This window comes from Rhodopseudomonas sp. BAL398 (genome assembly GCF_033001325.1).
Classification (GTDB): domain Bacteria; phylum Pseudomonadota; class Alphaproteobacteria; order Rhizobiales; family Xanthobacteraceae; genus JARJEH01.
Window position 1 is genome coordinate 4,155,293 of the sequence record NZ_CP133111.1, and the last position, 26,528, is coordinate 4,181,820.

General features: G+C 65.2%; 27 protein-coding genes. 13 read left to right on the forward strand and 14 right to left on the reverse strand.

Annotation, left to right across the window (positions count from 1 at the left end):
• Window positions 1–60 precede the first annotated feature (60 nt).
• Together RBJ75_RS19600 and RBJ75_RS19605 are read right to left on the reverse strand one after the other, a co-directional pair.
• Window positions 61–765 carry an SIMPL domain-containing protein gene (locus RBJ75_RS19600; RefSeq protein WP_080901278.1) on the reverse strand — a complete coding sequence of 235 codons (705 nt, stop codon included), beginning with the start codon at window positions 763–765 and terminating at the stop codon, window positions 61–63.
• The gene (locus tag RBJ75_RS19605) at window positions 762–1,505 is read right to left on the reverse strand and encodes a GyrI-like domain-containing protein (protein ID WP_044418606.1); all 744 of its coding nucleotides are present in this window, start codon (window positions 1,503–1,505) and stop codon (window positions 762–764) included. The genes RBJ75_RS19600 and RBJ75_RS19605 overlap by 4 nt, the downstream gene beginning before the upstream one ends.
• Before the next feature lie 212 nt (window positions 1,506–1,717).
• On the opposite strand from RBJ75_RS19605, the gene dapF reads away from it, so the two are divergent.
• Together dapF and mtaB are read left to right on the forward strand one after the other, a co-directional pair.
• Window positions 1,718–2,605 carry a diaminopimelate epimerase gene (gene dapF / locus RBJ75_RS19610; protein WP_044418608.1) on the forward strand — a complete coding sequence of 296 codons (888 nt, stop codon included), beginning with the start codon at window positions 1,718–1,720 and terminating at the stop codon, window positions 2,603–2,605.
• Complete coding sequence (gene mtaB, locus RBJ75_RS19615) at window positions 2,605–3,858, forward strand: tRNA (N(6)-L-threonylcarbamoyladenosine(37)-C(2))-methylthiotransferase MtaB (RefSeq protein WP_044418604.1); 1,254 nt, start codon at window positions 2,605–2,607, stop codon at window positions 3,856–3,858. Before dapF ends, mtaB begins: the two co-directional genes overlap by 1 nt.
• Before the next feature lie 29 nt (window positions 3,859–3,887).
• On the opposite strand, the gene RBJ75_RS19620 is transcribed toward mtaB, so the two are convergent.
• Window positions 3,888–4,352 (reverse strand): hypothetical protein, encoded by a 465-nt coding sequence (locus RBJ75_RS19620; protein WP_234707539.1) that lies wholly within the window; start codon window positions 4,350–4,352, stop codon window positions 3,888–3,890.
• Window positions 4,353–4,381: 29 nt separating this feature from the next.
• Window positions 4,382–5,209 (reverse strand): RNA pseudouridine synthase, encoded by an 828-nt coding sequence (locus RBJ75_RS19625; RefSeq protein WP_317528520.1) that lies wholly within the window; start codon window positions 5,207–5,209, stop codon window positions 4,382–4,384.
• 28 nt (window positions 5,210–5,237) lie between these two features.
• Between RBJ75_RS19625 and ftsY the strand changes: the two genes are divergently transcribed.
• Complete coding sequence (ftsY, locus tag RBJ75_RS19630) at window positions 5,238–6,185, forward strand: signal recognition particle-docking protein FtsY (protein ID WP_044413716.1); 948 nt, start codon at window positions 5,238–5,240, stop codon at window positions 6,183–6,185.
• Entirely contained in the window at window positions 6,182–6,799 is a 618-nt protein-coding gene (locus tag RBJ75_RS19635; RefSeq protein WP_044413719.1) for a septation protein A, read from the forward strand. The genes ftsY and RBJ75_RS19635 overlap by 4 nt, the downstream gene beginning before the upstream one ends.
• A gap of 75 nt (window positions 6,800–6,874) precedes the next feature.
• Here RBJ75_RS19635 and RBJ75_RS19640 read toward each other — a convergent pair whose 3' ends face one another.
• From RBJ75_RS19640 to ccmA, 6 genes are all read right to left on the reverse strand, one after another.
• A complete protein-coding gene (locus RBJ75_RS19640; RefSeq protein ID WP_044413722.1) occupies window positions 6,875–7,237 on the reverse strand; it encodes a ComEA family DNA-binding protein in 363 nt (120 codons plus the stop codon).
• 102 nt (window positions 7,238–7,339) lie between these two features.
• Window positions 7,340–7,948, reverse strand: coding sequence for a DsbE family thiol:disulfide interchange protein (locus RBJ75_RS19645; RefSeq protein ID WP_044413726.1), 609 nt, complete (start codon window positions 7,946–7,948; stop codon window positions 7,340–7,342).
• Window positions 7,945–8,124, reverse strand: a complete 180-nt coding sequence (gene ccmD, locus RBJ75_RS19650) for a heme exporter protein CcmD (RefSeq protein ID WP_044413729.1) — start codon at window positions 8,122–8,124, stop codon at window positions 7,945–7,947. Before ccmD ends, RBJ75_RS19645 begins: the two co-directional genes overlap by 4 nt.
• A complete protein-coding gene (locus RBJ75_RS19655) occupies window positions 8,124–8,858 on the reverse strand; it encodes a heme ABC transporter permease (protein ID WP_044413732.1) in 735 nt (244 codons plus the stop codon). The genes ccmD and RBJ75_RS19655 overlap by 1 nt, the downstream gene beginning before the upstream one ends.
• A 112-nt stretch (window positions 8,859–8,970) precedes the next feature.
• Window positions 8,971–9,639 carry a heme exporter protein CcmB gene (gene ccmB, locus RBJ75_RS19660; protein WP_044413734.1) on the reverse strand — a complete coding sequence of 223 codons (669 nt, stop codon included), beginning with the start codon at window positions 9,637–9,639 and terminating at the stop codon, window positions 8,971–8,973.
• A gap of 229 nt (window positions 9,640–9,868) precedes the next feature.
• On the reverse strand, window positions 9,869–10,471 hold the full coding sequence (ccmA, locus tag RBJ75_RS19665; RefSeq protein ID WP_044413737.1) for a heme ABC exporter ATP-binding protein CcmA: 603 nt from the start codon (window positions 10,469–10,471) through the stop codon (window positions 9,869–9,871).
• Window positions 10,472–10,683: 212 nt separating this feature from the next.
• On the opposite strand from ccmA, the gene acnA reads away from it, so the two are divergent.
• The 3 genes from acnA to RBJ75_RS19680 all read left to right on the forward strand — a co-directional run bounded on the left by acnA (window position 10,684) and on the right by RBJ75_RS19680 (window position 15,095).
• Entirely contained in the window at window positions 10,684–13,404 is a 2,721-nt protein-coding gene (gene acnA / locus RBJ75_RS19670) for an aconitate hydratase AcnA (RefSeq protein ID WP_044413739.1), read from the forward strand.
• A 157-nt stretch (window positions 13,405–13,561) separates the two neighbouring features.
• Window positions 13,562–14,317 (forward strand): DUF1223 domain-containing protein, encoded by a 756-nt coding sequence (locus tag RBJ75_RS19675; protein ID WP_152647764.1) that lies wholly within the window; start codon window positions 13,562–13,564, stop codon window positions 14,315–14,317.
• Window positions 14,318–14,723: 406 nt separating this feature from the next.
• Window positions 14,724–15,095: a DUF2794 domain-containing protein gene (locus tag RBJ75_RS19680; RefSeq protein ID WP_044413742.1), complete on the forward strand. Its 372-nt coding sequence runs from the start codon at window positions 14,724–14,726 to the stop codon at window positions 15,093–15,095.
• Window positions 15,096–15,379: 284 nt separating this feature from the next.
• On the opposite strand, the gene RBJ75_RS19685 is transcribed toward RBJ75_RS19680, so the two are convergent.
• From RBJ75_RS19685 to RBJ75_RS19700, 4 genes are all read right to left on the reverse strand, one after another.
• Window positions 15,380–15,910: a GNAT family N-acetyltransferase gene (locus tag RBJ75_RS19685; protein WP_044408536.1), complete on the reverse strand. Its 531-nt coding sequence runs from the start codon at window positions 15,908–15,910 to the stop codon at window positions 15,380–15,382.
• Window positions 15,911–16,021: 111 nt separating this feature from the next.
• Window positions 16,022–16,837, reverse strand: a complete 816-nt coding sequence (locus RBJ75_RS19690; RefSeq protein ID WP_044408533.1) for a Bax inhibitor-1/YccA family protein — start codon at window positions 16,835–16,837, stop codon at window positions 16,022–16,024.
• Between the two features lie 308 nt (window positions 16,838–17,145).
• Window positions 17,146–19,707, reverse strand: coding sequence for an ABC transporter permease (locus RBJ75_RS19695; RefSeq protein ID WP_044408530.1), 2,562 nt, complete (start codon window positions 19,705–19,707; stop codon window positions 17,146–17,148).
• Between the two features lie 3 nt (window positions 19,708–19,710).
• Window positions 19,711–20,451 carry an ABC transporter ATP-binding protein gene (locus RBJ75_RS19700; protein WP_044408539.1) on the reverse strand — a complete coding sequence of 247 codons (741 nt, stop codon included), beginning with the start codon at window positions 20,449–20,451 and terminating at the stop codon, window positions 19,711–19,713.
• On the opposite strand from RBJ75_RS19700, the gene RBJ75_RS19705 reads away from it, so the two are divergent.
• The 6 genes from RBJ75_RS19705 (at window position 20,450) to sucD (ending at window position 26,492) form a co-directional block, all read left to right on the forward strand.
• Window positions 20,450–21,154, forward strand: coding sequence for an arylesterase (locus RBJ75_RS19705; RefSeq protein ID WP_234707358.1), 705 nt, complete (start codon window positions 20,450–20,452; stop codon window positions 21,152–21,154). The two genes, RBJ75_RS19700 and RBJ75_RS19705, sit on opposite strands and share 2 nt — an antisense overlap.
• A 133-nt stretch (window positions 21,155–21,287) precedes the next feature.
• Window positions 21,288–21,824 carry an RNA 2',3'-cyclic phosphodiesterase gene (thpR, locus tag RBJ75_RS19710; RefSeq protein WP_044408524.1) on the forward strand — a complete coding sequence of 179 codons (537 nt, stop codon included), beginning with the start codon at window positions 21,288–21,290 and terminating at the stop codon, window positions 21,822–21,824.
• A 69-nt stretch (window positions 21,825–21,893) separates the two neighbouring features.
• The gene (gene zapE, locus RBJ75_RS19715) at window positions 21,894–23,078 is read left to right on the forward strand and encodes a cell division protein ZapE (RefSeq protein WP_044408521.1); all 1,185 of its coding nucleotides are present in this window, start codon (window positions 21,894–21,896) and stop codon (window positions 23,076–23,078) included.
• A 310-nt stretch (window positions 23,079–23,388) separates the two neighbouring features.
• Complete coding sequence (mdh, locus tag RBJ75_RS19720) at window positions 23,389–24,357, forward strand: malate dehydrogenase (protein ID WP_044408518.1); 969 nt, start codon at window positions 23,389–23,391, stop codon at window positions 24,355–24,357.
• 51 nt (window positions 24,358–24,408) lie between these two features.
• Window positions 24,409–25,608 (forward strand): ADP-forming succinate--CoA ligase subunit beta, encoded by a 1,200-nt coding sequence (gene sucC / locus RBJ75_RS19725; protein ID WP_044408515.1) that lies wholly within the window; start codon window positions 24,409–24,411, stop codon window positions 25,606–25,608.
• The gene (gene sucD / locus RBJ75_RS19730; protein ID WP_044408512.1) at window positions 25,608–26,492 is read left to right on the forward strand and encodes a succinate--CoA ligase subunit alpha; all 885 of its coding nucleotides are present in this window, start codon (window positions 25,608–25,610) and stop codon (window positions 26,490–26,492) included. Before sucC ends, sucD begins: the two co-directional genes overlap by 1 nt.
• Window positions 26,493–26,528 lie beyond the last annotated feature (36 nt).

Sequence of the window (26,528 nt, forward strand, 5' to 3'; positions counted from 1 at the left end):
CTGGTTTCTATTTCGGTCAAACTCTCAGGATGAGGTCATGATGGCCGCCGCCAGGTCCCGTTACGGTGCCTTGATCGCCCAGACGACGTTGATTGAAACGCTGAGCGTTTCCTCGCCCTGCGCCACCGGCGCCGAGGCCGCCAGATCGGCGGCCATTTTGCGATAGGGGCGCGGGGCGGGCGAGCCACCCTCCGCAATATTGAGCGGCGCCCCCAGCGCGACGCCGGCGGCCCTGGCATAGATCTCGGCCTTGCGCCTTGCGTCCGCGATCGCCTGGCCGCGGGCCTCGTCGAGCAGCTTCGAGGCCTGTTCGACCATGAAGTCGATGCCGCCGATTTCATTGGCGCCGGCGCCGACCATGATGTCGATCATGCTGGCGACCCTGGCGACGTCGCGCACCTTGACGGTGACATGGTTCGAAGCGCGGTAACCGCTGAGCACGCTCGGCCCGGGCCGGACCTGATTGACATATTGTGGCTGCAGCGACAGCCGCGAGGTCTGCAGGTCCTTGGGGTCGATGCCGGCGCTCTTCAGCGCCAGCAGCACCTTGCCCATCGCGACATTATTGGCCTCAGAGGCTTCGCGCGCGGTCTTGCCTTCGCTGGTGACGCCGCCATCGACGGTCGCCAGATCCGGCGGCACCGAGACGCTGGCCTCGCCGATCACCGAGATCGAGGGCGGCGACGCGGTCTCAGCCAGCGCCGGCGCGGCGAACATCATCGCCGAGGCGAACCCGACGGCTATCAGTTTGCGGTACGACATCATTTCAGCGGCACATAGACATTGATCACCAATTTGTCCTCGGCGGTCGTGAGCGGATCGGTGAGGTATTCCTCGAAGAAAGTATCCTTGGCTTCAAGCTTTTTGTCGTCAAGATAGTTGGTGATCGCCTCGTAGGTGTTGTCCATATTGTCATAGGAGCCGCGGTGGACGAATTTCAAAGCCTTGCCGTCGGGCGATTTGCCGATGCTCATATTGCTGCCGAGATTCTTGGGCTCCTGCGCCACCGGGATCTCGGCCTGGAAGGTGAAGCCGGCATCGTCGGTCGAGGTGTAGACGATCATCGGATTGCCGTCGGCTTTGATGCCCTGCTTGTCGAGCAGCGTCTTCACCGTCTTGAATGAATCGGTCAGGGTCTCGAACGCGGTTTCCCAGGTGGCCTTGTTGCTCAGAATCACCACGGTCTTGGGCTGCAGCGTGGTTTCCTCGCCGAATGCGTCTGCGGTCTCCGCCGGGGGTTGCGTGGCCGTACCGGCCACCGGCGGCGCCTGCGGCGCGGCCGGTGGCATCGCCGGTGTATCGGTCGCCGGAGTGTCGGTCGCAGCCGGCGGGGTGGTCGACGACGCCGGGGGCGCGGCTTCCGGCGCAGGCGCGGCCGGCGTATCCGCCGCCGGGGGCTTGGCTGGCGGCGGCGACTGCGCCCAGGCGCCAACGATGCCGAGCGACATTGCGGTCGCCGGGAGCAGCCCGAGCAACAGGCGGCGAACAAAACGGGGGCGGGTCATTTTCGTGTGTCTCCATGGCCGTATCGGCAGTTGCGATCCGCGGCGCCTGCCCATACGCAACCTTCGCGACCACGTTAACACGCGAGGTTGGAATTCGTCCCCTGTCTGATCGGCGATAGGTGCCGCGCTATCGGTCGCGTCCCGCCGACACAGATTTGCCGTACTGGTCAAAGCCCGGCGCCTCGCCATATAAGGGCGGCAAGGACAGGCTCATGAGCGCGCTGGCAAACCGCCATTTCAGCAAGATGAACGGCATCGGCAACGAGATCGTGGTGGTCGATCTGCGCGACCATCCCGCGCCGGTCACCGCCGACGACGCCCGCGCCGTGGCGGCGCCGGATGCGGTGCCCTATGACCAGCTGATGGTGCTGCAGCCGCCGCGACTGGCCGGCACCGACGCCTTTGTCCGGATCTACAACAATGACGGCTCCGAAGCCGGCGCCTGCGGCAACGGCATGCGCTGCGTGGCGCGGCAGCTGTTCGCCGCGACCGGCAAATCGGCGATGACGTTCGAGACCAAGGCCGGGCTGCTCAACGCCTGGCAGGGCCCGTCGCCCGAGCTTTATACCGTCGACATGGGCGCGCCGAAATTCGGCTGGCAGGACATTCCGCTGGCGGAGGAATTTCGCGACACCCGCTCGATCGAGTTGCAGATCGGCCCGATCGACGCCCCGATCCTGCACACCCCCTCGGTGGTCAGCATGGGCAATCCGCACGCCGTGTTCTGGGTCGACGATGTCGAGGCCTATGATCTCGGCCGATTCGGGCCTCTGCTGGAAAACCATCCGATCTTCCCCGAGCGCGCCAATATCACGCTGGCCCATATCGTCGACCGCGACCACATCACGATCCGGACCTGGGAGCGCGGCGTCGGCCTGACCCGCGCCTGCGGCTCGGCGGCCTGCGCCACCGCTGTCGCCGCCGCCAGGCTGCGGCGGACCAATCGCACCGTGTGCATCACCCTGCCGGGCGGCGAATTGTCGATCGAGTGGCGCCAGAGCGACGATCACGTGCTGATGACCGGCACCGCGACGCTCGAATATGAAGGCCAGTTCGACCCGGCGCTGTTCGCGGCCGCGCACGACCAGACCGGCGCCTGATGGCGGTCGACATCGTCACCTTCGGCTGCCGGCTCAACGCGTTTGAATCCGAAGTGATTCGCCGCGAGGCCGAGGACGCCGGGATCGACGACGCTATCGTCATCAATTCCTGTGCGGTGACCAATGAGGCGGTGGCGCAGGCTCGGCAATCGATCCGCCGGCTGAAGCGCGAACGCCCCGGCGCGCGGATCGTGGTCACCGGCTGCGCCGCCCAGACCCAGCCGGGAATGTTCGCCGACATGATCGAGGTCGACCGCGTGCTCGGCAATGACGACAAGATGCGCGGCGCGGCCTGGCGCGCCGCGCGCACAGCGTTCGCTACCGACGACACCCACAAGATCGCCGTCACCGACATCATGGCGGTCCGCGAGATGGCGCCGCATCTGGTCGGCGGATTCCAGAGCGGGCTGCCGCGGGTGTTCGTGCAGGTGCAAAATGGCTGCGACCATCGCTGCACCTTCTGCATCATCCCGTTCGGCCGCGGCAATTCGCGCTCGGTGCCGATGGGCGCGGTGGTCGATCAGGTCCGGGCGCTGACCGAACGCGGCCATGCCGAGATCGTGCTGACCGGCGTCGATCTCACCAGCTACGGCGCCGACCTGCCCGGCGCGCCTAGGCTCGGCGCGTTGACCCGGCAGATCCTGCGCCATGTGCCGGACTTGAAGCGGCTGCGGATTTCGTCGATCGATTCGATCGAGGCCGACCGCGACCTGATCGACCTGATCGCCACTGACGCGCGCTTGATGCCGCATCTGCATCTGTCGTTGCAATCCGGCGACGACATGATCCTGAAGCGCATGAAGCGGCGCCACAGCCGCCAGCACGCGATCGATTTCTGCGCGCAGCTGCGCCGGCTGCGGCCCGACATCGCTTTCGGCGCCGACATCATCGCCGGATTTCCGACCGAGACCGAGGCGATGTTTGCGCGCTCGCTCGATCTGGTCGCGGAATGCGACCTGACCTTCCTGCATGTGTTTCCCTATTCGCCGCGGCCCGGCACGCCGGCGGCGCGGATGCCGCAGGTCAACGGCAACGTCATCAAGGAGCGCGCCCGGCGGCTGCGCGAGGCCGGCGAGGCCGCGCTGCGGCGGCGGCTCGATGCCGAGATCGGCCAGACCCGGACGGTGCTGATCGAGAGCCCCACCCAGGGCCGCACCGATCATTTCATCCCGGTGGCGATTGCCGGAGACAAGCCCGGCGTGGTGCGCAGGCTGACGATGGCCGGGCACGACGGCGCCAGGCTGACGGTCTGAGCGGCCAAGACCAAATCACCCGGGCCAGATCACCTGATCCGATAGCCGGTGTGGCATGCGACGCATTGCGCGGTCACCGCTGCCAAGGCCGCGAGCGCCGGCTTGTTGTCGCCGCTGACGCCCGCATCCTTGACCGCGATGGCGAAGCGGCTGGCGGCACGGTGCATCTCGGTTCCGGCCTGCTGCATCCCGGCCGGCATCAACGGCGCAATGTCGTGGGCGCCGTGCAGACCCAGCGACGACATCCCGAGGCGGGATTCGGCGATGCTGGCCGCGTCATCGAATTTGTCCTGCGCCATTGCGCTTTGAATTTCCTGCAGCGCCGCCAGATGGTTGCGCATATTGGACAGCATCGGCCGCACGATCGCGTCCGGCATCTGCACCAGTTCGCGGCTGTCGCTCTGCGCCATTCCGCCGTGGTCGTGGTGCTGCATGTGGCCCTGGTGTTGCGCGATCGCGGCCGCCGTCAGCGATCCGGTCAAAGCCAAAATCATCACACTTTTCAATGCGATCACTCGACGCATCAGGTCGCCTCCGCGCTGTCTCCGGTCCATCCGCATTCCATCATCCGCTGCTGAAGATGCGCCGGAACCGGCGCCGTGACCACCACCGGCGGCTTGTTGCGCGACAGCGGGATCACGATCTCGCGGGCGTGCAGATGCAGCGTCGGGTCGCCGAAGCGCGGGCCATTGCCATAAATGTTGTCGCCGAAGATCGGCCAGCCCATCGCCGCGCAATGCACCCGCAATTGATGGGTGCGGCCGGTCACCGGCTCCAGCGCCATCCAGGTGAGCCTGCCTGCTCCCTCCTCCGCAGGGGGATCCAAAGTCAGGCTTCCGTTTTGGCCCCCCACCCCCAACCCCTCCCCGCCAGGGGGAGGGGGGACGAAAGATCGCCCCAGCACGGTCCAATTGGTCACCGCCTTCTGGCCTTCGGGATCGACCTTCTGCCACCAGCCGCGTTCGGCGTTGAGTCGGCCGAGCGGCAGATCGATGGTGCCTTGATCCTCGGCCGGACCGCCCTGGACCACCGCCCAATAGGTCTTGGAGATCCGGCCATGTTTGAACAACAGGCCGAGCGAGGCGGTGGCCTTGCGGTGGCGGCCGAGCACCAGGCAGCCGGACGTATCCCGGTCCAGGCGGTGGGCCAATACCGGCGGCCGCGGCAGGCCGTAACGCAGGAAATCGAACGAGGATTCCAGATTGGCGCCGCCCTTGGGGCCGCGATGCACCGGCAGGCCGGCCGGCTTGTCGATCACCAGCATCAGCCCGTCGCGGTACAGCACCCGCGCCAGCATCTCGTCGGCGGTCAGTTCCGCCATATCCGTTCGTTCAGGGTGACTTTCGCTCATGGCGCGAAACCGCTAACACAGCCGGATCATGAACGACACGACTGAAACCAAAAAGCCGAGCTGGTGGCGCCGGCTGTCCAGCGGCTTGAAGCGGACCTCGAGCTCGATCGGCACCGCGCTGGCCGAGTTCGTCTCCAAGCGCAAGCTCGACAAGGCCATGCTCGAGGAGATCGAGGACGTGCTGCTGCGCGCCGATCTCGGCTCCGACGTGTCGGCGCGGATTGCCGCCGCGGTCGGCCACGGGCGCTACGACAAGATGATTTCCGCCAGCGACGTCAAGGAGATCGTCGCTTCCGAGGTGGAGAAGGTGCTGTCCCAGGTGGCGCAGCCGCTGGTGATCGACGCGACCAAGAAACCCTTCGTGATCCTGATGGTCGGGGTCAACGGCTCGGGCAAGACCACCACGATCGGCAAATTGTCGGCCAAATTCTCGGCCGAGGGCCGCAAGGTGATGCTGGCCGCCGGCGACACCTTCCGCGCCGCCGCGATCGAGCAGCTCAAGATCTGGGGCGAACGCTCGGGCTCGCCGGTGATCGCCGGCGCGCAGGGCTCCGATTCCGCCAGCCTGGCATTCAACGCGCTGACCGCGGCGAAGGATGACGGCCGCGACGTGCTGCTGATCGACACCGCCGGCCGGCTACAGAACCGCAAGGAATTGATGAACGAGCTGGAAAAGGTCGTTCGCGTCATCAAGAAGGTCGACGCCAGCGCGCCGCATGCGGTGCTGCTGGTGCTGGATGCCACCGTCGGCCAGAACGCGCTGTCGCAGGTCGAGGCCTTTGCGCGCACCGCGGGCGTCACCGGGCTGGTGATGACCAAGCTCGACGGCACCGCGCGCGGCGGCATTCTGGTGGCGCTGGCGGAGAAACACAAATTGCCGGTGCATTTCATCGGCGTCGGCGAAGGGATCGAGGATCTGGCGCCGTTCACCGCGCGGGATTTCGCCCAGGCCATCGCGGGGACGGAGACGACATGACCGACAGCCTGCTCGAAAAGAAGCAGCCGCACCCGCTGTTCAAGCTCGCCACCGAGCTCGGGCCGCTGCTGGTGTTCTTCTTCGTCAATTCGAAGTGGCATCTGTTCGCCGCCACCGGCGCCTTCATGGTCGCGGTGACGGTGGCGATGATCGCGTCCTATGTGGTGACGCGGCATGTGCCGATGATGACGATCGTCACCGCCATCGTGGTGCTGGTGTTCGGCACGCTGACGCTGGTGCTGCACGACGAGACCTTCATCAAGATGAAGCCGACCATCGTCTATGCGCTGTTCGGCGCGGTGCTGGGCGGCGGATTGCTGTTCGGCAAATCCTTCATCGCCATCATGTTCGACCAGATGTTCAACCTGACGCCGCGCGGCTGGAAGATCCTGACGCTGCGCTGGGCGCTGTGGTTCTTCGCCATGGCGGTGCTCAACGAATCGATCTGGCGCACCCAGACGACCGAATTCTGGGTCGCCTTCAAAGTGTTCGGCATGGTGCCGCTGACCATGCTGTTCGCCTTCACCCAGATGCCGCTGATCAAGCGCTATCACCTGGAGCCGGCGACGCTGGAAGCCCCCGACAGCGAGCGCGGGGACGTCTCCAAGGATTAGGGACTGGACGGCGCACCATATCCCGGACGCGGCGCGTCGCGCCGCATCCGGGGCACTTTGAGGTAGTCCGATCGCTCAGCTTTGCTTGGCGATGATCTTGGCCTTGATGCCGTTATAGGTCTTCTGCGGCACGATCTTCTTCTGCACCAGCTCGTCCTTGCCCTTATAGGGGCGGCCCTTGATGATCGCGGCCGAATAGGCCTTGCCGATTCCGGGCAGCGCGGCGAGCTCGTCGGCGCTCGCCGAATTGATGTCGAGCAGTTCGGCCTTCGGCGCCATCTTGGCGGCCTTGGGTGCGGCCTTGGGCGCGGCTTTGGGGCTCGGAGCCATTTTCTCGGATGTGGCCGGCTGCGGCGACTGCGCCATCGTCGGCTGGGCGGCGAGCAGGCCCAGCGCGAGGGCCGCGGCGGAAAGCGAAGCAAGCTTGAAATGACGCATCGGTGAGGTCCTCCAGGGACGTTGTTAGTCACGCCGTGGAGCTAGCTGGGGATTCATGGCGGCGCCATGGCCGCGAAATGAACGGCAGATAAAAGCCGAAAATTATTTCGCGGGCGTGGCGGCGGCCTGATTGCCGGCCGCCAGCGCCTTGGCGATTTCGGCCTTGAGTACCGTATCGATATTTTCCGGCGTCACCGGCCCGACCAGCTTGTAGGCGATGGCGCCGTCGCGGCCGACGACGAAGGTTTCCGGCACCCCATAGACGCCCCATTCGATCGAGCCGCGGCCATTATCATCGGTCCCCACCACCGCGAAGGGATTGCCGTAGCGGCCGAGGAAACGCCGGGCGTTGTCGGGCTTGTCCTTGTAGTTGATACCGACCAGCTGAACGCGCTTGTCCTCGCTGAGCGCCATCAGCAGCGGCGCCTCGTCGTGACACGGCACACACCATGACGCCCAGACATTGACGACGCTGACCTTGCCCTTGAACAGCGCCGGGTCGAGACCCGGGACCTGGACGCCGTCACGGTTGAGGCCCTCGAGCGCCGGCAATGTCGTCTGCGGCGCCGGGCGCCCGATCAGCGCGGAGGGAATCCGCGAATGGTCGCCGGCGCCGAGGCCGAAATAGAACATCGCCGCCAGCGCGGTGAAGATGAACAGCGGCAGCGCCACCAGCCAGGAGCGGCGGCTCGATTGGGTCTGATCGCTCATGAGATATCCGTTGCGCGTTTGCCGGAGCGCCGGAGCGCGCCGGCGGCGTCGAGGGCGTGCAACCGGGCTTTCTGGCGTCGATAATCGAACCAGACCCAGCCGATCAGCATCGCCACCACGATGGCCACGGCCAGATAGGACCACACGATGAACGCCGCATAGGGACCGAGCGCCATCACGCCGCCTCGGGGCGGCTGGCCTGCAGCATCTGCAGGGTGCGGATGCGGCGGCGCAGGATTTCATTGCGCATCGCCGCCAGATGCAGCGTCACGAACAGCAGCGAAAACGCGACCGCCATCACCAGCAGCGGGATCAGGAACGCCTTGTCCAGCGTCGAGCCGCCGATCCGCATCACCGAGGCCGGCTGGTGCAGCGTATTCCACCAATCGACCGAAAATTTGATCACCGGCAGATTGAGGGCGCCGACCAGGGTCAGGATCGCAGCGGCGCGGGCGGCGCGCGAGGGGTCCTCGACCGCGCGCCACAGCGCGATCAGGCCGAGATACATCAGGAACAGGATCAGCATCGAGGTCAACCGGGCGTCCCATTCCCAATAGGTGCCCCACATCGGCCGGCCCCACAGCGAGCCGGTGAGCAGCGCCAGGAAGGTGAAGGCCGCGCCGATCGGCGCCGCGGTCTTGGCGGCGACGTCGGCCAAAGGATGCCGCCAGACCAGGGTGCCGAGCGCGGCGAGGCTCATCACCCCCCAGACGAACATCGCCAGCCAGGCATTGGGAACGTGAATGAACATGATCTTGACGGTGGCGCCCTGCTGATAATCATCCGGCGCCAGCGCCGATTGAACGAGGCCAACCGCCAGCAGACAGGCGGTGAGTCCGGCCAGCCACGGCAGAATCCGCCCGGTCAGGGTCAGGAACTTGGTCGGATTGGCAAGATCGGTCAGATTCATGGCGTTCCTGATGTCATGGCGTTCCTGATAATGGCAGCGGCGGCCGCAGGCAATCCGCCGATACTTGCTTCAGCTTGGCTCCGCGAGAGTTGATCGAGATTAAACCCGGCACCTAATCCATCCCCTGACGCAGGCTGGCGGCCGCGGCAAATGGTCCGATCACCATGCTGGCCAGCGACAGCGCGCACAGGATCGAAAACGGCGTGCCGAACGAAACCGGACCTGAAATCGCCGCCTGCGACGCCGCGACGCCGAAAATCAGCACCGGTATAGCCAAAGGCAGCACCAAAACCGCCAGCAGCAGCCCGCCGCGATGCATCGTCACCGCCAGCGCCGCGCCGATCATGCCGGTAAAAGTCAGCGCCGGTGTTCCGGCCAGCAGCGTCAGCATCACCGCCAGCGACGCCGAGCCGTCGAGATTGAGCAACAGGCCGAGGACCGGGGTAGCGACGATCAGCGGCACGCCCGCCGCCAGCCAATGCGCAAGCGCCTTGGCGGCGCAGGCCAGTTCCAGCGGGGTCCGGCTCATCACGAGCAGATCGAGCGAGCCGTCCTCGGCATCGGCCATGAACAGCCGGTCCAGCGTCAACAGGCTGGCGAGCAGCGCGCCGAGCCACAGGATCGCCGGTCCGATCCGCGCCAGCAGCTTCAGATCCGGCCCGATCGCGAACGGCATCAGCACCACCACGGTGAGAAAGAACAGCACCCCGATCAGCGCGCCGCCGCCGACCCGCAGCGCGATCCTGACGTCGCGGCGAATGATGGCTGTGAGCGCGGTCATACCGCCACCCGTGAGCGCAATGCCCGTGGCCCCCCACCCCCGACCCCTCCCCGCGAGGGGGAGGGGAGCAGAGAGGCCGCGGATGATTTGCGGAACTTGAAAGCGCTCGTGTTTCGATCGGCTGTAAAGAACAAATCCTCCCCGAGCACTGCGCGCGCCCCTCCCCCTTGCGGGGAGGGGTCGGGGGTGGGGGTGCCGCGGGCACCGCGCTCGAGGCTAGTCCGAATCATCATGCCACCGCCCCGATCCGCAATTCGCGCGCGGCGATGCCGAGCGGGGTGTGGGTGGCGGCGATGATCAGGCCGTCGCGGGCGAGATGGTCGGTCATCAACCCGGCGAACATCTGCTGTCCGGCGGTATCGAGCGCCGAGGTCGGCTCATCGAGCAGCCAGATCGGCCGTCGTACCGCCAGCAATCGCGCCACCGACAACCGTCGGCGCTGCCCGGCCGACAGATAGGCCGCCGGCAGATGCGCGGTGTGGGACAGGCCGACCGCCGCCAGGCTGGCCTGCGGATCGGCCGGCTCGCCGCCGAGAAAGTCGCGCCAGAATGTCAGGTTTTCGACGACGCTCAGCGACGGCTTCAGCGCGTCGCGATGGCCGAGATAATGCGCCTGCTCGGGCACCGGCAGCTCGGCGTCGCCGCCCGACAGCTCGATCACCCCGTCGGCCCGCGCCAGCAGACCCGCGATCAGGCGCAGCAAGGTGGTCTTGCCGGCGCCGTTATGGCCAACCACGGCCACCGCCTCGCCGCCGACGGCGTCGAAATCGAGACCGGCGAAGACCTCGCGGCCGCCCCGTACACATCTGAGCCCACGCCCCGACAGCCGCATCTTTGCGCATTCCCCGGTCCGACTAGGCCGCCGCGATCGGTCAATCTGCATTGCTGCGCATGATTGTCGATCTGGCGGCGCGTCTGGAAAGATTCTATAAGCCGAGACTTGATGCAGCACACAGTCAGCGCCTGCAAGCCAATAGGCTTGCCCCTCCGAGGCGCCTTGATACCCATTCGCCACCTGAAGAACGAAAATCGGGACCGCCTCACATGACCTCCCTCGACAGTTTCAAATGCCGCAAGACCCTCAAGGTCGGCGCCAAATCCTATATTTATTACAGCCTGCCCGCCGCCGAGAAGAACGGCCTGACGGGCATTTCCAAACTGCCCTATTCGATGAAGGTGCTGCTGGAAAACCTGCTGCGCAACGAGGACGACCGTACCGTCAAGAAGGCCGACATCGTCGCGGTGGCGAAATGGCTGAAGAAGCGCGCGCTACAGCATGAAATCGCATTCCGCCCGGCGCGGGTGCTGATGCAGGACTTCACCGGCGTGCCGGCGGTGGTCGATCTGGCGGCGATGCGCAATGCGATGCAGGCGCTCGGCGGCGACGCCGAGAAGATCAACCCGCTGGTGCCGGTCGATCTCGTCATCGACCATTCGGTGATCGTGAATTTCTTCGGCGACAACAAGGCGTTCGGCAAGAACGTGGTCGAGGAATACAAGCAGAACCAGGAGCGCTATGAATTCCTGAAATGGGGCCAGAAGGCGTTTTCGAATTTCGCCGTGGTGCCGCCCGGCACCGGCATCTGCCATCAGGTCAATCTCGAATACCTCGCCCAGACGGTCTGGACCCGCAAGGAGAAGATGACCGTCGGCAAGAAGAAGGGCACCTTCGAGGTGGCCTATCCCGACACCCTGGTCGGCACTGATTCGCACACCACCATGGTCAACGGCCTGGCCGTGCTGGGCTGGGGCGTCGGCGGCATCGAGGCCGAGGCCGCGATGCTCGGCCAGCCTCTGTCGATGCTGCTGCCCGAAGTGATCGGCTTCAAGCTGAAGGGCGCGCTGAAGGAAGGCGTCACCGCCACCGATCTGGTGCTGACGGTGACCCAGATGCTGCGCAAGCAGGGCGTGGTCGGCAAATTCGTCGAATTCTACGGCCCTGGCCTCGATTATCTGTCGGTCGCCGACAAATCCACCATCGGCAATATGGCGCCGGAATATGGCGCCACCTGCGGCTTCTTCCCGGTCGATGCCGAAACCCTGAGCTATCTGAAGACCTCCGGCCGCGCGCCGTCGCGCGTCGCGCTGGTGGAGAAATACGCCAAGGCCCAGGGCATGTTCCGCACCGCGAAATCGCCCGACCCGGTGTTCACCGCGACGCTGACGCTCGATCTCGGCGACGTCGTGCCGTCATTGGCCGGACCGAAGCGCCCTGAGGGCCGCGTCGCGCTGCCGGCGGTCGCCGAAGGCTTCGCCGCGGCGATGACCAGCGAATACAAGAAGGCCACCGACCACATGGCGCGGTTTGCGGTCCAGAACCGCAATTTCGATCTCGGCCATGGCGACGTGGTGATCGCCGCGATCACCTCCTGCACCAATACTTCGAATCCGAGCGTGCTGATCGGCGCCGGGCTGCTCGCCCGCAACGCCGCCGCCAAGGGCCTCAAGGCCGCGCCCTGGGTGAAGACCTCGCTGGCGCCGGGCAGCCAGGTGGTTGCGGAATATCTCGCCAATTCCGGGCTGCAGAAGGACCTCGACAAGGTCGGCTTCAACCTGGTCGGGTTCGGCTGCACCACCTGCATCGGCAATTCCGGTCCGCTGCCGGAAGACATTTCCAAGTCGATCAACGACAACGGCATCATCGCCGCCGCGGTGCTGTCGGGTAACCGCAATTTCGAAGGCCGGGTGTCGCCCGACGTGCAGGCCAATTACCTGGCCTCGCCGCCTTTGGTGGTGGCCTATGCGCTGGCCGGCTCGGTGACCAAGAACCTCAATGTCGATCCGATCGGCACCGGCAAGGATGGCCAGCCGGTCTATCTCAAGGACATCTGGCCGACCACCAAGGAGATCAACGCCTTCATGAAGAAGTTCGTCACCGCGGCGATCTTCAAGAAGAAATATGCCGACGTGTTCAAGGGCGACACCAACTGGCGCAAGATCAAGACCGTCGACTCCGAGACCTACAAGTGGAACATGAGCTCCACCTATGTGCAGAACCCGCCCTATTTCGAAGGCATGAAGATGGAGCCGGAGCCGATCGTCGACGTCGTCGACGCGCGGATCCTGGCGATGTTCGGCGACAAGATCACCACCGATCACATCTCGCCCGCCGGCTCGATCAAGCTGACCTCGCCGGCCGGCAAATATCTGTCCGAGCATCAGGTCCGACCCGCCGACTTCAATCAGTACGGCACGCGGCGCGGCAATCACGAGATCATGATGCGCGGCACCTTCGCCAACATCCGGATCAAGAACTTCATGATGAAAGGCGCCGACGGCAATATTCCGGAAGGCGGACTGACCAAGCACTGGCCCGACGGCGAAGCGATGTCGATCTATGACGCCGCGATGAAGTATCAGGCCGAGCAGGTGCCGCTCGTCGTGTTCGCCGGCGCCGAATACGGCAACGGATCGTCGCGCGACTGGGCCGCCAAGGGCACGCGGCTGCTCGGCGTTCGCGCCGTGATCTGCGAGAGCTTCGAGCGCATCCATCGCTCCAATCTGGTCGGCATGGGCGTGTTGCCGCTGACCTTTGCGGACGGCGACTCATGGACATCGATCGGGCTGAAGGGCGACGAGACGGTCTCGATCCGTGGCTTGCAGGGCGATCTAAAGCCACGCCAGCAACTGACCGCCGAGATCGTATCGGGCAACGGCAAGAAGCGTCAGGTCTCGCTGCTGTGCCGGATCGATACGCTCGACGAGCTGGAATATTACCGCAATGGCGGCATCCTGCACTACGTGCTGCGCCGGCTCGCGGCCTGACCCTCGCCAGGGGTATTTCAAGGCGGATTGCCTCACTGCGAAGTGAGTGGCAGGTGATCGGAAGGCGGCTTATTCAAGAGCCGCCTTCTGGTTGTCGAAGGCTCCCCCAATCGACGGCGTTCCGGCCGATGGCCGGGCGTTGGTGTGGCTTGGTAGCATGATCATTTTCAACGGATTCTCACGATGGTCTGGCGCGCTCAGCCTGTGCGCGATCGCCATGATGGTCCGTCCCGCCAGCGCCGATCCGCGCGCGGTGGTGGAGCTGTTCACCTCGCAAGGCTGCTCGTCCTGTCCGCCCGCCGACAAGATCGTCGGCGAGCTGGCAAAGGACCCATCGGTGATCGCGCTGAGCATGCCGATCGACTATTGGGACTATCTCGGCTGGAAGGACACGCTGGCGGATTCGCGCTTCAGCGCCCGCCAGAAGGCTTATTCCCAGGTCCGCGGTGATCGCGACGTCTACACGCCGCAGATGGTCGTCAACGGTTCGGTTCACGTTCTCGGAAGCGACCGCGCCGATATCAACAACGCGATCAAGACGACGGAGGCGACCGCGGGCGTAATGTCGGTCCGCGTCATGATGAAGCTCGACGGCAAGCAGATCGATGTCTCGGTGCCGGCGGCGCATCCGGGCGATGCCGCAAGCCATGGCGAGGTTTGGATCGGCGCCATCTCCAAAGAGGTCCCGATCTCGATCGGGCGCGGCGAGAATCGCGGCAAGCAGGTCGTCTACCACAACGTGGTCCGGAATCTGCTGAAGGTCGGCGACTGGAACGGCACCTCGCGTAGCTGGACCGTGCCGCTGGAGAACATCACCGGCGACGGCGTCGACGCCGCGGTGGTGTATCTGCAGGACGGCGATCGTGACCGACCGGGCGCAATGCTTGGCGCCGCCTTCGCGACACTGCACTGATTTCCCTCGATCTTGGATGATGGGTCCGGCCGCGGCGGCACCGCCGTCCGTCGTCGTCCGGCTGCGCCGGTGACGATAAAGCAGACCCCAAACGGAAAAGGGCCAACTCGCGTTGGCCCAGTCCGGGGATTAACTATGCGATGGACCCGATCCAGACAATCCCGGGGGGCTGGGGGCTGAGGAATCCAGGACCGAAAGGACCGGGCCATCGCAGTGATTGTGTTGTGCCAATTCCAAAGGGCGGGCGATTGGCGAAATTCGGGCGGTAATAAGATTGCTCTAACGATGCTGTGAGAGCCCGGTGACCGCGCGTTGCTGCCGATTCCGCGTGGATTCGGTTGGTCCCGGCCCCTTGCGGCGCGGCGCGGTCGGGGCGATCATGTCAGGGCAATGACAGGAGTCCGGGATGAGTTCGATGTCGGAGGGGACTGACCCAAGCGAGATTCGCGCGACTGAGCGCGGCGCCGTCGCCACACCACAGCAGGCCGTGGTGACGTTCAATCGCGTGGAGCTCAATCGCATTCTCAATCTCTACGGGCGGATGGTCGCGGCCGGCGAATGGCGCGATTATGCAATCGACTTTCTCAAAGATCGCGCGGTGTTCTCGGTATTTCGCCGCGCCTCGGAAGTGCCGATCTACCGGATCGAGAAAGACCCCCGGCTGGCCCGTAAACAGGGCGCCTATAGCGTGATTTCGGCGGGCGGCCAGATCCTGCGCCGCGGCCACGAGCTGGAGCGGGTGCTGCTGGCGATCGATCGCAAGCTGGCGGTGGTGTAGAGCGTTTTCGAGCGAAGTGGGTACCGGTTCGCGTGAAGAAACGCGTCAAAACAAGAATTCAGAGCGGCTATATTCGATCCGTGACCGCACGGGCAGCGTGCCCCCTCTCCCATGGGAGAGGGTTGGGGTGAGGGGTTGCAACCTCTCGTCAGTCCCAACCCCTCACCCGGATTGCTTCGCAATCCGACCTCTCCCTATGGGAGAGGTGAAAAGGCCGTCGCGGCGTAGCTATCGATCTCATCACATCAAAGGCTGGACGACAGAGCCGCCGCGAATAGCTTTAATCAGGCGTCGGGCAGTGTGGCGCCGCCCTCGCCCAGCGCGCGCTGCATCATCACGGTGTCGAGCCAGCGACCGAACTTGAACCCGACATTCGGATTGGTGCCGATCATCTCAAAGCCGAGCCGGGCGTGCAGCCCGATCGAACCGGCATTGTCGGAATCGCCGATCACCGCGATCATCTGGCGATGGCCGCGCGCCTCGCATTGCGTCATCAATTCGCGCAGCAGTCTGGTGCCGAACCCGCGGCGATGCGCGGCGGGGTCGAGATAGATCGAATTCTCCACCGTGAAGCGATAGGCCGGCCGCGGCCGATGCGGCCCCGCATAGGCATAGCCGGCGATGCTTCCCTGCCGCACCGCCACCAGATAGGGAAATCCGCCATCGCGCAGCGCTTCGAATCGCCGGGTCATTTCGGCCAGATCCGGCGGCGTCAGCTCAAAGGTCGCGGTGCCGAACCGGACGGCCTGCTCATAGATCGCCGTGATGGCCGCCAGATCGGCGGCGACGGCGGGTCTGATTTCAACGTCGAACATGGGATGGGACACGGCACCGGACATGGCCGCAGATTATTTTTGTCGAACGCAAAAGAAAAGCCCCGGCCGCGAGGCCGGGGCCTTGTATTCGATCGGTTCGGGCGAAGCCCGTTATTCTCGCTGGCCCAGCAGCTGCAGCAGCAGCGTGAACAGGTTGATGAAGTTCAAATACAGCGACAGCGCGCCGGTGATGGCCGCGCGCTCGGCGACGTCGCCGCCCTGCGAGGCATAGCCGTAGATGTAGTCGTTCTTCAGGCGCTGGGTGTCCCAGGCGGTCAGACCCGCGAACACCAGCACGCCGACCACCGAGACGATGAACTGCAGCATCGAGGAGGCGACGAAGATGTTCACCACGCTGGCGATGATGATGCCGAACAGGCCCATGATCAGGAACGAGCCCATTCCGGTCATGTCACGCTTGGTGGTGTAGCCATAGAGGCTCAGCGCGCCGAACGAGGCCGCGGTGATGAAGAACACCCGCACGATCGAGGTGTGGGTATACACCAGGAAGATCGACGACAGCGAGATGCCCATCAGCGCCGAAAACGCCCAGAACAGCATTTGCGCCGTCGAGGGCTTCAGCCGGTTGATGCCGAAGGAAATCACGAACACCATCGCCAGCGGCGCCAGCATGAACACCCACTTCAGCGGGCTCACGAAAATGGCAACGCCGAATGAGGTCAGATATTGCCCGCGCGCCAGCGCCAGCGCGGCACCGTTGGCGGCCTGCGCCGCCTGCGAGGCATCCTTGGTCACCGCGAACATATAGACGCCGAGAGCGGCCGCGCCGGTGATGGCCAGGCCGATCGACATGTAATTGTAGATGCGCAGCATATAGGCGCGCAGACCGGCATCGACAGCCGCGGCGTCAACGCGCCCGGCCGCCCGGCCGAAAGGAGAAGCATAGTTGCGGTCGAAGTCCGACATGGTCGAAATCCCGTGGTTGCCTGGCCAAACGCAAAGGGTGGGCGCGGCCAGTTTGAATTCTATCCCGGACACCGAAGCATGACTGTTATGAATTTATCGCCATGCAGCCGGTGTCCGACCCATCTGGTATGTGGGAAACTAACACATTCCATGCAAGCTTTAATGCGCGGCTGAATGTCGCTCCGCGCCATAGGGTAAAGATAATCGCATCGTGGCGTGGCGCCGGCACGCTGCTGGCGGACGGCCAAACCAGGCCGCTTGCACCCGTTCGGGCAGGATCGGATCGGCCCGGGTGACGCGCGGCATTTTCACAAATTCCGTAGCACGGAGGCCGGTTTCTGGTTCAGCGCCACCAGCGTTCCGAGCAGACCGAGACCGACGGTGACGACCAACGCCGCCACCACCACCACGGCGGCGCTGCCGGCCTGCCATATGAAGCTCAGCGTCATCAGCCGTGTGACGATCAGCCACGCCGCGACCGACCCTGCGACCACCCCGAACAGCGCGGTGGCCGCCCCGATCATCGCATATTCCAACGCATAGGCGCCGAGCAGGCGCGCCCGTGTGGCGCCGAGCGTCTTCAGAATGACCGCGTCATAGACCCGGTGGCGGTGCCCGGCTGCTAGCGCGCCGCCCAGCACCAGGATCGCCGAGATCAGCGTCACCGCGCTGGCGCCGCGCACCGCCAGCACCAGATTGGTCACCACCTTGCCGACGGTTTCCAGCGCCTCGCGGACCCGCACGCTGGTCACCATCGGAAACGCATCGGCCACCGCCTTGATCAGGGCGCCGTCGCCCGCCGCGGTGCCGCCCTTTTCGGTCAAGGTGGCGATATGGGTATGCGGCGCGCCGGCGAACGCATTGGGCGAGAACACCAGCACGAAATTGATGCCTAGGCTCTGCCAGTCGACGCTGCGCAGATTGCTGATGGTGGCGGAGATGTCGCGGCCGAGCACATTGACCACCACCTCGTCGCCGATCTTCAGGCCGAGCCCGTCGGCGAGCTTCTTTTCGAACGACACCAGCGGCGGGCCGTTATAGTCAGGCGCCCACCATTGGCCCTCGACCACTTTGGAACCGCGCGGCACGTCCTTGGCATAGGTCAGGCCACGGTCGCTTTGCAGAACCCATTCGGCGTCGGTCGACGGCTTCAGATTCTCGGCCTTGACGCCACGGGCGGCGACGATCCGGCCGCGCAGCATCGGCACGTCCTCGACGCTGGATTGCGGCGCCTGCTGCTGCAAGAAGGCGGCGAAGCGGTCGGCCTCGGTGGCGGGAATATCGATGAAGAAGAATGACGGCGCCTTGGCGGGCAGCGCCGCCATGAATTGCCGGCGCAGATTGCCGTCGATCTGGGTGATGGTGACCAGCACCGCCAGGCCAAGGCCGAGCGACATCACCACCGACGGCGTCAGCGCGCCGGGCCGGTGGATATTGGCGATCGCCAGCCGCAGCATGGTGATGTTGGAGCGCGGCAACCGCCGCGCCAGTGCCATCAGCCCGGCGGCGACGCCGCGCAGCAGCCCGAACACCACGATCGCGCAGACCACGAAGGCCGCCGCGACCCGCTTGTCATAGGCCAGCACGATCACCACCGCGAGCAGCAGTACGATCACCGCGCCCATCCAGATCAGATAACGCAGCCTTGGCCGGTGCCGCTCGCTGATCACCGCCTCGCGAAACAGCGCCGCCACCGGCACGTCATGGACCTGCGCCAGCGGCCATAGCCCGAATGCCAGCGCGGTCAACAAGCCATACAGCAGCCCCAGCGCCAATTCGTCCGGATGCAGCGCCGCGACCACCGGCAGCGGCAGCAATTTGCCGAACAGCCCGACAATGCCGAATGGCAGCGCGGCGCCGAGCGCCAGGCCGATCAGGGAGCCGATCGCCGCCAGCACGATCACCTGGGTCAGATAGATCGAAAACACGTCGCGGCCGGTGGCGCCCAGCGCCTTGAAGGTGGCGATGACGTCGCGGCGGCGGTCGATATGGCTCTTCACCGCATTGGCGACGCCGACGCCGCCGACCAGCAGCGCGGCGAGGCCGACCAGAGTCAGAAACTGGGTGAAACGGGTGATGGTCCGCTCCAGCTGCGGCGAGGCATTGCCGCGGGTGCGGATTTCCCATCCGGCCTGCGGCAGCGTCGCGCGCGCCGCATCCGCCAGCGCGTCGGCGGCCTTGTCGCTGGCGTCGGGCAGCCGCACCCGGTAGATCCAGCGCACCAGGCTGCCGGGCTGCAGCAATTGGGTGGCGCGCAGCGCCTGTTCGCTGATCAGGAATCGCGGCCCGAAGCCGACATTGCCGGCGAGCTTGTCGGGCTCGGCGCCGACCACGCTACGAATCGCGAAATTGGCGCTGCCGACGCTGACGCGATCGCCGACGTTGAGGTCGAGCCGGGCCAGCAGCGCGGCATCGGCGGCAGCGCCGAACACGCCATCCTTTTCCGCCAGCAGATCCTTGGGCGACATGTCGGGCGCCAGCGTCAATTTGCCGAGCATCGGATAGGCGTCGTCCACCGCCTTGATCTCGACCAGCGCCAGCCGACCGTCCGTGGTCCGCGCCATGCCGCGCATGGTGGCGGCCACCGAGACGGTCCCCCGCGCGCGCAGGAACGCGACTTCCTCGGGCTTGGCCTCGCGCTGGATCAGCGAAAACGCCACGTCGCCGCCGAGCAGCGTGCGGCCCTCGCTGGCCAGACCGGCGCTCAGGCTGGCGGCGACCGAGCCGACGCCCGCGATCGCCATCACGCCCAGCGCAATACAGGCGACGAACACATAGAAGCCGCGCAATCCGCCGCGCATCTCGCGCAGGGCATAACGCAGTGGCAGAAACGACAGGCGGCCGGGGCGCGGCTCGGACAGGACGGCCATCGTTCAGGCCGTCTGCGCGCGGGCTTGCCCGGCGGCCATGGTGTCGATCCGCCCGGAGCGCAGCCGCACCACACGGTCGCAGCGCTGCGCCAGCGAGGTGTCGTGGGTCACCAGCACCAGGGTCATGCCGCGTTCGGCATGTTTAGTGAACAGCAGATCGACGATCTGGCGGCCGGTGGTCTCGTCGAGATTGCCGGTCGGCTCGTCCGCCACCAGGATCGCCGGATCCGGCGCCAGCGCCCGGGCCAGCGCGACGCGCTGCTGCTCGCCGCCGGACAATTGTGTCGGATAATGATGCAGCCGTTCGCCGAGACCCACCGAGGTCAATTCCTGCGCGGCGCGCGCCGAAGCATCCGGATTGCCGGCCAGTTCCAGCGGCACCGCGACATTCTCCAGCGCCGTCATGGTCGGGATCAGGTGGAACGACTGGAACACGATGCCTACATGGCGGCCGCGGAACCGGGCCAGCGCGTCCTCGTCGAGGGCATTGAAAGCGGTACCATTGAGCACCACCTCACCGCTGTCGGGGCGCTCCAGCCCGGCCATCACCATCAATAGGGTGGATTTGCCGGATCCCGACGGACCGATCAGCCCGATCGCTTCGCCGGATGCGACCTTGAGGCTGATATCCTTGAGGATATGCACCCGCGCGGCGCCCGACCCGAGCGACAGGTTGACGTCCGTGATGGAAATGGTGTCCGGCGCGGTGCCGGCCAAGGATGAGGTTTCGATGAGACTGTCCATGCTTTCCCCATATGGCAATTCCTCGGCCGCGGTCGAGAGGCCGACGCGCACGATTGCGTGGCTGCTGGCGCTTTGCGTCGCGGCGCTGGCGATGAGCGCTCCGGCGAGCGCCGAAACCGCCGCCCTCGCCACCAAGCCGATCAAAATCGTGGTGCTGGGCGATTCGCTGAGCGCCGGCTACGGCCTGCCCGCCGAGGCGGCGTTCCCGACCCGGCTGCAGCAGGCGCTGAAAGCCAAGGGGATTGCGACCGATATGGTCAATGCCGGGGTGTCGGGCGACACCGCATCCGGCGGGCTCGGCCGGCTCGACTGGTCGGTGCCGCCCGACACCGAGGCGGTGATCCTCGAACTCGGCGCCAATGACGCGCTGCGCGGCACCGATCCGAAAGTCACCCGCGCGGCGCTCGACGACATCATCAAGCGGCTGCAGGCGCGCAAGATCAAAGTGCTGTTATGCGGCATGCTGGCGCCGCCGAATTACGGCGCCGACTATGCCGCGCGCTTCAATTCGATCTATCCGGATCTGGCGAAAGCCCATGGGGTGCCGCTATATCCGTTCTTTCTCGACGGCGTCGCCACCATCGCCAAACTCAACCAGGCCGATGGCATGCATCCGACCGCCGCGGGAGTCGACATCGTGGTGAACAACATCCTGCCCACGGTTGAAGCATTTCTGGGGTCGGTCGCTGAGCACCGCAGCTGAAAACCAGGCAATCCAACCCTCTAGATGAGGTGTCCACCGGAGTTTCTAACTACCAGACTTCGCAGTGTCGCAGTTCTGCGATAGGAATTATTTGTCGTTGATTCGTCCTAGGCTCCTGCATCGAGGGTTTGCGATGCCGCGTTTGTTCACTGGACTGGAAATTCCGGCCGAGATCGGCCAGACGCTCTCCAACCTGCGCGGCGGTCTGCCGGGCGCGCGCTGGATCGATCCGGAAAACTACCACGTCACTTTGCGCTTTATCGGCGATATCGACGGGATCACGGCGAATGAAATCGCCTCGACCCTGGTGCGGATCAACCGCAAGCCGTTCGACGTGGCGTTGCAGGGCCTGTCCAGCTTCGGCGGCAAGAAGCCCCGCGCGGTGGTCGCCTCGGTGGTGCCGAGCCGGCCGCTGATCGAGCTGCAGGCCGAGCTGGAACGGTTGATGCGCCGCTTCGGGCTCGATCCCGAGGGCCGCAAATTCATCCCCCATGTGACGCTGGCGCGGCTGCGCGACGCCTCCAACCAGGACGTCGCCGATTATCTGTCGCTGCGCGGCTATTTCCCGACCCGGGTGTTCAAGGCCTCGCGCTTCGTGCTGTTCTCGTCGCGCGCTTCTACCGGAGGTGGGCCCTATGTGGTCGAAGCACCCTACGACCTGACGGCGTGACACCACCCGCATGGCGGCTGCGTAAATTCGTGGCTTGCATTTGCGGCGCGCTCGGGTCGTAAAGGCGCCATGTCGTCGACCCCCACCGCCTCCTTCCGCGAGCAATATCAAGCCCTCCTCTCCTCCGGCGCGATCGAGGCCGACCCGGCCCAGGCCGGCGCGGTCGAGGCCTTCGCCGTGCTGGACGCCACGCTGGCCAGCTACAAGCCCCCGAAAAAGCAGGGCTTTCTCGGCCGGCTGTTCGCCGACAAGGACGCGCCGGCGCCGCACGGCCTGTATGTCTATGGCGAGGTCGGCCGCGGCAAGACCATGCTGATGGACCTGTTCTTCGATTCCAGCCCGGTGACCTTGAAGCGCCGCGCCCATTTCCACGAATTCATGGCCGAGACCCATGAGCGGATCTATGCGTTCCGGCAGAACATCAAGCGCGGCGAGATTCCCGACGGCGATGTGATCGCGCTGACCGCGGCATCGATTTTCGAGGAAGCCTGGTTGCTGTGCTTCGACGAATTCCACGTCACCGACATCGCCGACGCGATGATCCTGTCCCGGCTGTTCGCCAAATTGTTCGAACTCGGCACCGTGGTGGTGGCGACCTCCAACGTGGCGCCCGACGATCTCTACAAGGGCGGGCTGAACCGGGCGCTGTTCGTGCCGTTCATTCCGCTGCTGAAGGGCCGCATGGATGTGATGCGGCTCGACGCCCGAACCGATTACCGGATGGAAAAACTGGCCGGCATGAAGGTCTGGCTGGTGCCGGACGACGCCGAGGCCACCGCGTCGATCGACCGGGCCTGGGCCCGGATCACCGGCGGCGCGCCGGGGCGGCCGCGCGACATTTCGATCAAGGGCCGCATCCTGCATGTGCCGAAAGCCGACCACCATGTGGCGCGGTTCGGCTTCGCCGATCTGTGCGAACGCCCGCTCGGCGCCTCGGATTATCTGCGGCTCGCCCACGACTACCATACGATCATGATCGATCACATTCCGGCGATGGACATCGCCGACCGCAACGCCGCCAAGCGCTTCATCACCCTGATCGACACGCTGTACGACAATGCGGTGAAGCTGATGGCGTCGGCCGCGGCCGATCCGATCTCGCTGTATCGCGCCAACGACGGCCACGAGGCCAATGAATTCAAGCGCACCGCGTCGCGGCTGATCGAGATGAGCTCGGAAACCTATCTGGCGCTGCCCCATGGCCGCAGCGATTCCACCGCGACCGGGTCGTCGACCGGGCTGGTGGAGACGTAGCCACCGCCACCAAAGCCGGTCATTCCGGGGCGCGAGCCCCTTGGGCGAGCGAACCCGGAATCTCGCGGCCATCATCCTGCAGCGAGATTCCGGGTTCGCGCGCAGCTTCGCTGCGCCCGCCCCGGAATGACCGCGATTTACCTGGTGTTCACAAATCCGCGCGGATCGCCCATGTCCGATCGCAGGGATGCGCCGCCGCTGTCCAACAATTGGGCGCGGCGCGACTTGAACGGTTCCTGCGAAAGGGATAACCAGCCACTCAGCTTTTCCCTCCCCTTCTCCCCCTCCGGGCTCAAAGGACAGGTTTCCCATGGCGCGCGACAAGATTGCTTTGATTGGCTCCGGCCAGATCGGCGGAACGCTGGCTCACCTCATCGGCTTGAAGGAGCTCGGTGACGTGGTGATGTTCGACATCGCCGAAGGCATCCCCCAGGGCAAATCGCTCGATATCGCGCAATCCGCCCCAGTCGACGGCTTCGACGCCCAGTTCACCGGCGCCAATTCCTATGAGGCGCTCGACAACGCCAAGGTCTGCATCGTCACCGCCGGCGTGCCGCGCAAGCCCGGCATGAGCCGCGACGATCTGCTCAGCATCAACCTCAAGGTGATGGAACAGGTCGGCGCCGGCATCAAGAAATACGCCCCCGACGCCTTCGTGATCTGCATCACCAACCCGCTCGACGCGATGGTCTGGGCGCTGCAGAAGGCCTCCGGCATGCCGCACAAGAAGGTGGTCGGCATGGCCGGCGTGTTGGATTCGTCCCGGTTCCGGCATTTCCTCGCCGATGAATTCAACGTCTCGGTCGAGGACGTCACCGCCTTCGTGCTGGGCGGCCACGGCGACACCATGGTGCCGCTGGTGAAATATTCCACCGTCGCGGGCATTCCGCTGCCCGATCTGGTCAAGATGGGCTGGACCTCGCAGGCCCGGATCGACGAGATCGTCGATCGCACCCGCAATGGCGGCGCCGAGATCGTCAACCTGCTGAAGACCGGCTCGGCCTTCTATGCGCCGGCGGCCTCGGCGATCGCGATGGCGGAAAGCTATCTGCGCGACAAGAAGCGGGTGATGCCGGTCGCGGCCTATCTCAACGGCGAATATGGCGTGAAAGACATGTATGTCGGCGTGCCGGTGGTGATCGGCGCCAAGGGCGTCGAGCGCATCGTCGAGATCGACCTCACCGGCAAGGACCGCGAGGCGTTCGACAAGTCGGTCGGCGCGGTGCAGGGTCTGGTCGACGCCTGCAAGAAGATCGCGCCCGATTTGCTCGGGCACTGATCGCGCACCCTTCCCGCCATTTTTGCTGAAGAAGACTCCGGGGATTGCCTGATGAACATTCATGAATACCAAGCCAAGGCCGTGTTGCGCGAGTTCGGCGTGCCGGTGTCATTCGGCTACCCGATCTTCAAGGCCTCCGAGGCCCAACGCGCCGCCGAGCAACTCGGCGGCCCGGTCTGGGTGGTGAAGAGCCAGATCCATGCCGGCGGCCGCGGCAAGGGCAAGTTCAAGGAAGCCTCGGCGGGCGACAAGGGCGGGGTTCGCCTCGCCAAATCGGTCGACGAGGTCAAGCAATATGCCGGCGAAATGCTCGGCGCGACGCTGGTGACGGTGCAGACCGGCCCCGCCGGCAAGCAGGTCAACCGGCTCTATATCGAAGAAGGCTCCGAGATCGACAAGGAGTTCTATCTGTCGCTGCTGGTCGACCGCGTCACCTCGCGGATTTCCTTCGTGGTGTCCACCGAAGGCGGCATGAGCATCGAGGATGTCGCCCACGACACCCCGGAGAAGATCGTCAGCTTCTCGGTCGATCCGGCCACCGGCATCATGCCGCATCACGGCCGCACCGTCGCCAAGGCGCTGGGGCTGACCGGCGATCTGGCCAAGCAGGCCGGAAGCCTGGTGGCGCAGCTTTATGCTGCCTTCATCGCCAAGGACATGGAGATGCTGGAGATCAACCCGCTGGTTGTGACCAAGCAGGGCGATCTGAAATGCCTCGACGCCAAGATGTCGTTCGACGGCAACGCGCTGTACCGTCACATCGACATCCAGGCGCTGCGCGACGAAAGCGAAGAAGACGCCAAGGAAATCGAGGCCTCGAAATACGACCTCAATTACGTCACCCTCGACGGCACCATCGGCTGCATGGTCAACGGCGCCGGCCTCGCCATGGCGACGATGGACATCATCAAGCTGTACGGCATGACCCCGGCCAACTTCCTCGATGTCGGCGGCGGCGCCAACAAGGAGAAGGTGACGGCGGCGTTCAAGATCATCACCGCCGATCCCAATGTGAAGGGCATCCTGATCAACATCTTCGGCGGCATCATGAAATGCGACATCATCGCCGAGGGCGTCGTCGCCGCGGTGAAGGAAGTGGGTCTCAGCGTCCCCCTGGTGGTGCGGCTCGAAGGCACCAATGTCGAAGCCGGCAAGAAGATCATCGCCCATTCCGGCCTCAACGTGCTGCCGGCCGATAATCTCGACGACGCCGCCCAGAAGATCGTCAAGGCCGTCAAGGAGTCCGCATAATGTCCGTCCTGATCGACAGCAACACCAAGGTCATTTGCCAGGGCTTCACCGGCAAGAACGGCACCTTCCATTCCGAGGCCGCGATGGCCTACGGCACCAAGATGGTCGGCGGCACCTCGCCGGGCAAAGGCGGCTCGACCCATCTCGGCCTGCCGGTGTTCGACACCGTCGCCGAAGCGAGGGACCGGACCGGGGCCGACGCCTCGGTGATCTATGTGCCGCCGCCGGGCGCCGCCGACGCGATCTGCGAGGCGATCGACGCCGAGATCCCGCTGATCGTCTGCATCACCGAGGGCATTCCGGTGCTCGACATGGTGCGGGTGAAGCGCTCGCTGGCCGGTTCAAAGTCGCGGCTGATCGGCCCGAACTGCCCCGGGGTGATGACCGCCGGCGCTTGCAAGATCGGCATCATGCCGGTCAATATCTTCAAGCCCGGCTCGGTCGGCATCGTGTCGCGCTCCGGCACGCTGACCTATGAGGCCGTGTTCCAGACCACCAGCGAAGGCCTCGGCCAGACCACCGCGGTCGGCATCGGTGGCGATCCGGTCAAGGGCACCGAATTCATTGACGTCCTTGAAATGTTCCTGGCCGACCCCAAAACCCTGTCGATCGTCATGATCGGCGAAATCGGCGGTTCCGCCGAGGAAGACGCCGCCCAATTCCTGATCGACGAAGCCAAGCGCGGCCGCAGCAAGCCGACGGTCGGCTTCATTGCCGGCGTCACCGCGCCTCCCGGCCGCCGCATGGGCCATGCCGGCGCGATCATTTCGGGCGGCAAGGGCGATGCGGGTTCGAAGACCGCAGCGATGGAGGCCGCCGGTATCACGGTGTCGCCATCCCCCGCCCGGCTCGGCACGACGCTTGCCGAAAAATTGAGGTCTTGATTCATAGCTTGTCTGTTTCCCGGCTTACATTTTCCA